The sequence below is a fragment of the Gryllotalpicola sp. genome (genome assembly GCF_027352875.1).
Classification (GTDB): Bacteria; Actinomycetota; Actinomycetes; order Actinomycetales; family Microbacteriaceae; genus Gryllotalpicola.
This window is the reverse complement of record NZ_DAIEII010000059.1, coordinates 23,115-31,181: the sequence shown is the minus strand read 5'-3', so window position 1 is coordinate 31,181 and position 8,067 is coordinate 23,115. Positions and strand designations below refer to the sequence as shown.

Here is an 8,067-nt window from a genome sequence, read left to right as displayed (position 1 = left end):
CGACGGCGCGGCCCTCGGCGACCCACTTCTTGAGGCCGCCGTCGAGAACGCGCACATCGTCGTAGCCGAAGGCGCGGAACAGCCACCACAGCCGCGACGCCCACTGGCCGACGGCGTTGTCGTAGACGACGACAGCGCTGTCCGAGTCGACGCCGACGGTGCGAGCCGCGTGCTCGAACTGGCCGCGCGACGGCCGGGTGAACGGGTACTCGCCCTCGGGGTCGCTGAAGACCTCCATGACGTCGGCGAAGACGGCGCCGGGAATGTGCCCGGTGACGAGGTACTGCTCGTCGCCGCTGAGATACGCGCTCTGGCCGTTGAAACCGGGCACGACGAGCACCGTCGCATCGAGCACGACGAGGTTGTCGGAGCCGCGGTGGGCGGCGAGCCAGTCGGATGTGACGAGGGGCGAGTCGGGCAGGGACTCGAAGAGGGGGTGGGCCACGGACACCACATTAACTGCGGGGGGATCCTCGTTGGACCGCGCGTGCGCAAATCGTGCACTGTGCGCACTCGGAAGGTGGAAATCTGCGCCGGTCGACGGGCTGCGGGGGCCACGCAATTCAGGTTGACACGTCCGACTCAGGCGGCCCACGCCGCCCGCACGGATCCCACCACTCCCGGCGCACTGCTCTCCGACACGCTGCGCTGCCCCATCGCGACGCTCATCGCCTTCGCGACCGGATTCGTCGTGGGCTGGCAGCCGGGCGGCGGCTGGGGCGTCGCGCTCGCCGGATCCGGCTGGTCGTTCTCGATGCTTCCCGCCGCCGCACCAGGGTCGACCGGGCCCAGGCCGGCCTAGATCCAGCTCGGGAACCACATGTGGGCGAGCCAGTAGAAGTAGTTGATGCGCTCGCCGGTCCAGATGGGCCAGAAGAAGACCGTGAGCGCGATCGCGAGGACGACGAGCACGCCGACCCACCAGAACCCGGTGCTGCGCCGTCGCCTGGGGTCATCCGGCGAGCCGAGCGCCTGCCGGACGGCCGCGGCGATCGCGAGGATCAGGTACGGCTCGAAGGCGATCGAGTAGAACGTGAAGATGGTGCGCTGCGAGTAGAAGAGCACCCAGGGCAGCCATCCTGCGCCGTAGCCGGCGAGGATGAATCCCGACTGCCACTCCCGGAAGCGCACCGCCCGGTAGATGAGGTAGGCGACGGCCGCGGTGCCACCCCACCAGATGAGAGGGTTGGCGAGGTCGTTGATCGCGCCGATCGTGCCGTCGTGGTAGTCCATCCAGTACATCGACGTCGGCCGCAGCATGATCGGCCACGAGATGGGCTGCGACATGTACGCGTGGGGCGTGTGCAGGTTGATGTCGAAGCCGTACATCTCGGTCTGGTAGTGCCAGAGATCCTGGAACCAGCGCGGTACCCAGCCGAGGGCGCCGCCCCAGGCGCGGGTCGGGTCCTGCTCGACCCAGGAGCGGTCCCAGCCGCCCTTGGTGAGGAGCCACCCGCTGTACGAGGCGAGGTAGGCGGCGAGCGCGACCGGCACCGTGAGCACGAAGTCGATGGCGCCCTGCTTGACGATCGACCCCTGCCAGTCGGGCAGCTTCGCACGGCGCCGGGCGAGCACGTCGGTGAGCAGGACGTAGCAGGCGAAGACGCCGAGGAAGTAGAAGCCGGACCATTTCGTCGCCGCGTCGAAGCCGAAGAGGGCGCCGGCCGCGATGAGCCAGGGGCGCCACCACATCGCGGGACCGGAGCCGAGGGTGCGGCCCGCGACCATGCGGTCGGCGATCCACCGCTCGAGCCTTCGCCGGTGCCATTCGCGGTCGAGCAGCACGCACGCCACCCCGGCGAAGGCGAGGAACATCACGGTGTTGTCGAGCAGGGCCACCCGGCTGAGCACGATCGCGTTGCCCTCGATCGCGAAGAGGAAACCGCCGATGAGGGCGATGAGCTGCGATCCGAAGAGGCGCTTGATGACCCACATCGCCAGGACGACCGCGAGGATGCCGACGACGGCCGTCGCGATGCGCCAGCCGAAGGCGGTCTGCACGCCGAAGAGCGCCTCGCCTGCGCCGATGATCCACTTGCCGAGCGGGGGGTGGGCGACGAACTCCGGACTGCTCGTGTAGGCGTTGACCCCGCTCGAGCTGCCCGACTCGAAGCCGGGGTTGGGGGTCGAGCCCCAGGTGCCCTCGTAACCGAGGTGGATCGTCGACCAGGAATCCTTGACGTAGTAGGTCTCGTCGAAGACGAGCTGGTGCGGGAATCCGAGGTCCCACAGCCTCAGGATCGCGGCGAGGGCGGTGACCGCGAGCGGCGCGCCCCAGTTCCACCCCCAGCGCCAGCCCGGGGTGTACTTGATCCGCTGCCACCACGCGTCGAGCCGGATGCCCCGCGGCTCGACGTCGACCTCGTCCGGGTCGACGTCGAGCGCCTCATCGAACGCATCGGGATGGGTCACGCGGGTCATGCTATCGGCGCGCCACAGCGCGCCTTCTATGCTGTGGCGGTGATCATCCTCGCCGCGACGCCGATCGGAAACCTCGGCGACGCGAGCAGGCGGCTCATCGAGGCGCTCGCCACGATCGAGGTCATCGCGGCGGAGGACACCCGCACGGCTTCGCACCTCATCCAGGCGCTGAAGATCGACGCGCACCCGCGGCTCGTCGCCCTCCACGACCACAACGAGCGCGAGCGCTCGGCCGAACTCGTCGAGCTGGCGCGCGACACCGATGTGCTCGTGCTGTCGGATGCCGGGATGCCCACCGTCAGCGACCCCGGCTACCACCTCGTGCAGGCCGCGATCGCCGCGGGCGTGAGGGTGACCGCGCTGCCCGGGCCGTCGGCGGTGCTCACCGCGCTCGCGCTGAGCGGGCTGCCCACCGACCGCTTCGCCTTCGAGGGATTCCTGCCGCGCAAGCCCGGCGAGCGCCGCACCCGTCTGGCCGCTCTCGCCGCCGAGCAGCGCACGCTCATCTTCTTCGAGTCGCCCAACCGGCTGGCCGATTCGCTCGCCGCGCTCGCCGAGGCCTTCGGCGCCGACCGCCCGGTCGTGGTCGCCCGCGAGCTCACCAAGCTGCACGAGGAGGTCCGCCGCGGCACCGCCGCCGAGCTCGCGGCGTGGGCGGCCGGCGGCGTGCGCGGCGAGATCGTCATCGTGACCGGGGGCGCGGGCGAGGTCGCGGCCTCGCTCGACGGCGGTGTGGCAGGGGTGCTCGCGCTCACGGCATCCGGCATGCGCCTCAGGGATGCCGCCGCCGAGGTCGCCGCCGCCACCGGCCTGGGTCGGCGCGAGCTCTACGAGGCCGCCCTGCGCGCGCGAGCGCCCCGCAACGCGGCCGGAGCGCAATCCCCTCGCCCATAGGATTTAAGTCATGCCTGCAGGCCGCCCGTTCTACATCACGACCCCGATCTTCTACGTCAACGACGTGCCCCACATCGGGCACGCGTACGCGGAGGTCGCGGCGGACGTGCTGGCGCGCTGGCACCGCCAGGCGGGCGATGACACCTGGCTGCTCACCGGCACCGACGAGCACGGCCAGAAGATCCTCCGCACCGCGACGGCGAACGGCGCCACCCCCAAGGAGTGGACCGATCGCCTCGTCGCCGAGGCGTGGCATCCGCTCCTCAAGACGATCGACATGTCGAACGACGACTTCATCCGCACCACCGACGAGCGCCACGAGAGCGCGGTAAAGGCCTTCATCTCGAAGCTGCATGATGACGGGTTCATCTACGAGGCCGAATACGGCGGGCTGTACTGCGTCGGCTGCGAGGAGTTCAAGCCCGAGAGCGAGATCCTCGACGGCGACGGCGAGTTCGCGGGGCAGAAGGTGTGCGCCATCCACGGTCGCCCGCTGGAGCTGCTGCAGGAGAAGAACTACTTCTTCCGGATGTCGCAGTTCCAGCAGCAGCTGCTCGACCTTTACAAGGAGCGCCCCGACTTCGTACAGCCGGAGAGCGCACGCAACGAGGTCGTCGCCTTCGTGTCGCAGGGGCTGCAGGACCTCTCGATCTCGCGGTCGACCTTCGACTGGGGCATCCCGCTGCCGTGGGACGAGTCGCACGTCCTCTACGTCTGGGTCGACGCACTGCTCAACTACATCACCGCGATCGGCTACGGCGCGGATTCCGCGAACTTCGAGCGCCGCTGGCCCGCCTATCACCTCGTCGGCAAGGACATCCTCCGCTTCCACGCGGTCATCTGGCCGGCGCTGCTCCTGGCCGCCGGCCTCGAGGTGCCTGCGGGCGTCTTCGGCACGGGATGGCTGCTCGTCGGCGGCGAGAAGATGTCGAAGTCGAAGCTCACCGGCATCGCGCCGAGCGAGATCACCGACACCTTCGGCTCGGACGCGTTCCGCTACTACTTCATGCGCGCGATCTCGCTCGGGCAGGACGGCTCATTCTCGTGGGAGGACCTCGCCGCCCGCTACCAGGCCGAGCTCGCCAACGGCTTCGGCAACCTCGCGTCACGCGTCGTCGCGATGGTGAGGCGGTACTTCGATGGGGTCGTGCCGGCGTCGGGTGCTGTCCAGGCGGCGGACGAGGCCGTGGCCGCTACCGTCGCGGCGGCCGCCGCGGCAGCGGATGCCGCGATCGAGCGCTTCGCCGTGCACGAGGCCATCGCCGCCGTGTGGGAGATCGTCGACGTCCTCAACGGCTACGTCACCGAGCAGGAGCCGTGGGCCCTCGCCAAGGACGAGACGCAGCGGGACCGGCTGGCCACCGTGCTCTACACCGCGGCCGAGGGGCTGCGCGCCCTCGCGGTGCTGCTCTCGCCCGTCATCCCCAAGGCGACGACGAAGCTGTGGTCGGCGCTCGGGGTCGAGGGTGCGCTCGGCGCGCTCGCCGCCCAGCCGCTGCGGGATGCCGGGCGCTGGGGCCGGCTGCCGGCCGGGGTTGTCGTCGGCGAGCTCGAGGCGCTGTTCCCGCGCATCGACGATGCCCGCTGACCTGACGTATCCTCCGCTGCCGGAACCGCTTGCGGTTCCGGTCTACGACAACCACACCCACCTCGACCCGTCGGTGCATCGCGACATCGAGGGTCTCGAGCGGCTCTCGCCCGCCGAGCATCTCGATCGCGCCGCCGCCGTCGGCGTCGCCGGGGTGGTGCAGGTCGGCGTCGACCTCGAGACCTCGATCTGGTCGGCCGATCGCGCCGCCGTCGACCCCAGGGTGCTGGCGGCGGTCGCCCTGCACCCCAACGAGGTACCGAGGCTGACCAAGGAGAATCTGCTCGACGACCACCTCGCGGCGATCGCAGACCTCGCAGAACTGCCGCGAGTGAGGGCCATCGGCGAGACGGGGCTCGACTTCTTCCGTACCGAGCCGCAGGACTTCGCTGCGCAGATCGCGTCGTTCGAGGCCCACATCGCCATGGCGAAGGAGCACGGCCTCGCCCTGCAGATCCACGACCGCGATGCGCATGCTGCGGTCGTCGAGACTCTGCTGCGCGTCGGAGCACCGGAGCGCACAGTGTTCCACTGCTTCTCGGGCGACGCCGCGCTCGCTCGGCTCGCCGCCGATCGAGGCTGGTACCTCTCTTTCGCCGGGACGGTGACGTTCCGGAACGCTCCGAACCTGCGCGAGGCGCTCGAGATCGCGCCGCGGGAGCTCATCCTCGTCGAGACGGATGCTCCGTACCTCACGCCGGTGCCCTGGCGCGGCCGCCCCAACGCGCCGTACCTCATCCCGCACACCGTGCGCTTCATGGCCGGGCATCTGGGCCTGGGCGTCGACGAGCTCGGCGCCCAGCTCGCGGCGAACACCGTCGCGGTCTATGGGGAGTGGTGAGCGGATGGCCGAGGTGAGGCTGCTCGGCCCCACCGAGGTGCGCACGCTCGCGGAATCCCTCGACGTCACCCCGACGAAGCGGCTCGGCCAGAACTTCGTCCACGACGCCAACACGGTGCGCCGCATCGTGCGGATCGCCGGCGTCCGCGCCGGCGAGACCGTCGCCGAGGTCGGCCCGGGTCTCGGTTCGCTGACGCTGGGACTGCTCGAGACCGGCGCCTCCGTCGTCGCCGTCGAGATCGACGGCCGGCTCGCCGACCGCCTGCCCGAGATCGTCGCCGAGTTCGCACCCGAGGCGGCCGGTCGCCTCACGGTGATCCACGAGGACGCCCTGCGCGTCACCGACCTGCCCGGCGATCCAGCCCGTCTCGTCGCGAACCTGCCCTACAACGTTTCGGTGCCCGTGCTGCTGCACCTGCTCGAGCACGTACCGTCCCTGAGATCGGGCGTCGTCATGGTTCAGGCCGAGGTCGGCCAGCGCCTTGCTGCCGGCCCCGGCGGCAAGGAGTACGGCGCACCGAGCGTCAAGGCCGCCTGGTACGGCGAGTGGGCGACGGCCGGCAGCGTGAGCCGGCAGGTGTTCTGGCCAGTGCCCAATGTGGACTCGATTCTCATATCCTTCGAGCGGCATACGTCGGAGCCGGGCGATGAGGCGCTGCGCCGCACGACCTTCCAGGTCGTCGACGCGGCCTTCCGGCAGCGCCGCAAGATGCTGCGGCAGGCGCTGGCGCCGGTGTTCGGCGACGCAGGTCGCGCCACGGCCGCCCTCGAGGAATCCGGAATCGACCCCACCCTCCGCGGCGAGCAGCTCCTCCTCGCCCAGTTCGTCGAGCTCGGGCGCCGTCTGCAGGCGGATAGGTTGTGACCATGTCCGCGTTGAACCGCGACGGGGCCGTCCAGGTGCGCGCGCCCGGCAAGCTCAACGTGTTCTTCGCCGTCGGCGAGGTGATGGACGACGGCTACCACGACGTGGCGAGCGCCTACCAGGCGGTGTCGCTCTACGAAGAGGTGCGCGCCGAGCCCGCGACCGGGTTCAGCGTCGCGTTCACCGGCCCGGTCAACGGCTCGGCGCTGCCGCTGGATTCCGAGAACCTCGCCATTCGCGCCGCGCGCGCCCTCGCCCGCAAGTTCGACTACGAGGGCGGCGTGCACCTCGACATCGAGAAGCATGTGCCGATCGCGGGCGGCATGGGCGGCGGTTCGGCGGATGCCGCAGCGACGCTCGTCGCGTGCGACGCGCTCTGGGGTCTCGGCGCCACCCGCGACGAACTGCATGAGGTTGCGGTGCGCCTCGGCGCCGACGTGCCGTTCGCTCTCACGGGTGGCACGGCGATCGGCACCGGCCGCGGTGACAAGCTCTCCCCGGCGCTGGCCACAGGCACGTTCCATTGGGTGCTCGCCCTTGCCGACTTCCCCCTCTCGACGCCCCAGGTCTATGCCGAGCTCGACGCCCACCGCGCCCGCCACAAGGTCGACATCGGGATGCCTCCCGTCCACCCGCAGGTCAGCACCGAGGTGCTTCAGGCGCTGCGCGCAGGCGACGCCGAGATGCTCGCCGAGGCCATGGGCAACGACCTGCAGGTCGCCGCCCTCCACCTCGCACCGCAGCTCGCCGCCGTGCTCGAACTCGGAGAGAAGAACGGCGCCCTCGGCGGCATGGTCACCGGATCGGGGCCGACGATCGCCTTCCTCGCCGCCGACCCCGACACGGCGCTCGAGCTGCAAGTGGCGCTGTCGGCATCGCGGGTCGAGGCGGTGCACGTCACCGGCCCGGTGCACGGCCCGCGGGTGACCTTGTGAACGGTAGCCTCGGCATCATGAGTGACGCGCAGGTGAAGATGATCGTCCTGTCGACCGAGGATCTCGACGAATCGATCAAGTTCTACACGGAGACCCTCGGGTTCCCGCTGAAGTTCCGCGATGGCAACCACTTCGCGGCGCTCGACGGGGGGACGGTGACGCTCGCGCTGGCGACGAAGCTGGATCATCCGATCTACGGCCAGGTCGTCGTCGGCATCAAGACCGACGACGTCGACGGCGTCGCCGCGGCGATCGAGGACAACGGCGGCGGCGTCGCGAGGGGGCCGTACAACGATGCCCACGAGCGCCGTGCCGTGGTGTACGACAGCCAGGGCAACGGCCTGGTCGTCTACAAGTCGCTTCCTCCGGCCTGACGCGGTTCCCCCGCGCGGAAGTCGCGAGCGACCTCGGCCAGGTCGCCGAGCGAGCGCAATCCCTCCGCGCTCTCGTCGGTGGGATGGCTGACTATCGTTTTGAGAGTTCGCTACGAGATCGGCATGACGCGCGGGCCGCCCCGGCGCAG

Annotated in this window: 9 protein-coding genes; 7 read left to right on the top strand and 2 right to left on the bottom strand. The window is 70.3% G+C overall.

Annotated features, from left to right (window positions below):
- On the bottom strand, positions 1-445 hold a 445-nt coding region (locus tag M7D61_RS07080; RefSeq protein WP_298228945.1), incomplete at its 3' end, for a rhodanese-like domain-containing protein.
- A gap of 123 nt (positions 446-568) precedes the next feature.
- Here M7D61_RS07080 and M7D61_RS07075 point away from each other — a divergent pair.
- Entirely contained in the window at positions 569-802 is a 234-nt protein-coding gene (locus M7D61_RS07075) for a hypothetical protein (protein ID WP_298228943.1), read from the top strand.
- Here M7D61_RS07075 and M7D61_RS07070 read toward each other — a convergent pair.
- Positions 799-2,412, bottom strand: a complete 1,614-nt coding sequence (locus M7D61_RS07070; protein ID WP_298228941.1) for a phospholipid carrier-dependent glycosyltransferase — start codon at positions 2,410-2,412, stop codon at positions 799-801. The genes M7D61_RS07075 and M7D61_RS07070 overlap by 4 nt on opposite strands.
- A gap of 48 nt (positions 2,413-2,460) precedes the next feature.
- Here M7D61_RS07070 and rsmI point away from each other — a divergent pair, with 48 nt between their 5' ends.
- Genes rsmI through M7D61_RS07040 form a run of 6 tightly spaced genes read left to right on the top strand, consistent with a single transcriptional unit; the run spans position 2,461 to position 7,918 of the window.
- Positions 2,461-3,315, top strand: coding sequence for a 16S rRNA (cytidine(1402)-2'-O)-methyltransferase (rsmI, locus tag M7D61_RS07065; RefSeq protein ID WP_298228939.1), 855 nt, complete (start codon positions 2,461-2,463; stop codon positions 3,313-3,315).
- 10 nt (positions 3,316-3,325) lie between these two features.
- Entirely contained in the window at positions 3,326-4,903 is a 1,578-nt protein-coding gene (gene metG, locus M7D61_RS07060; protein ID WP_298228937.1) for a methionine--tRNA ligase, read from the top strand.
- Positions 4,893-5,744, top strand: coding sequence for a TatD family hydrolase (locus tag M7D61_RS07055; protein WP_298228935.1), 852 nt, complete (start codon positions 4,893-4,895; stop codon positions 5,742-5,744). The genes metG and M7D61_RS07055 overlap by 11 nt, the downstream gene beginning before the upstream one ends.
- A gap of 4 nt (positions 5,745-5,748) precedes the next feature.
- Positions 5,749-6,609 (top strand): 16S rRNA (adenine(1518)-N(6)/adenine(1519)-N(6))-dimethyltransferase RsmA, encoded by an 861-nt coding sequence (gene rsmA, locus M7D61_RS07050; protein WP_298228933.1) that lies wholly within the window; start codon positions 5,749-5,751, stop codon positions 6,607-6,609.
- A gap of 2 nt (positions 6,610-6,611) precedes the next feature.
- Entirely contained in the window at positions 6,612-7,544 is a 933-nt protein-coding gene (locus M7D61_RS07045; RefSeq protein WP_298228931.1) for a 4-(cytidine 5'-diphospho)-2-C-methyl-D-erythritol kinase, read from the top strand.
- A gap of 17 nt (positions 7,545-7,561) precedes the next feature.
- Positions 7,562-7,918: a VOC family protein gene (locus tag M7D61_RS07040; protein ID WP_298228929.1), complete on the top strand. Its 357-nt coding sequence runs from the start codon at positions 7,562-7,564 to the stop codon at positions 7,916-7,918.
- The last annotated feature ends 149 nt before the right edge of the window (positions 7,919-8,067 follow it).

Excerpts from the sequence above, each read along its gene's own strand:
- metG (WP_298228937.1), top strand. The coding sequence starts at position 3,326 with ATGCCTGCAGGCCGCCCGTTCTACATCACGACCCCGATCTTCTACGTC.
- M7D61_RS07055 (WP_298228935.1), top strand. The coding sequence starts at position 4,893 with ATGCCCGCTGACCTGACGTATCCTCCGCTGCCGGAACCGCTTGCGGTT.
- rsmA (WP_298228933.1), top strand. The coding sequence starts at position 5,749 with ATGGCCGAGGTGAGGCTGCTCGGCCCCACCGAGGTGCGCACGCTCGCG.
- M7D61_RS07045 (WP_298228931.1), top strand. The coding sequence starts at position 6,612 with ATGTCCGCGTTGAACCGCGACGGGGCCGTCCAGGTGCGCGCGCCCGGC.
- M7D61_RS07040 (WP_298228929.1), top strand. The coding sequence starts at position 7,562 with ATGAGTGACGCGCAGGTGAAGATGATCGTCCTGTCGACCGAGGATCTC.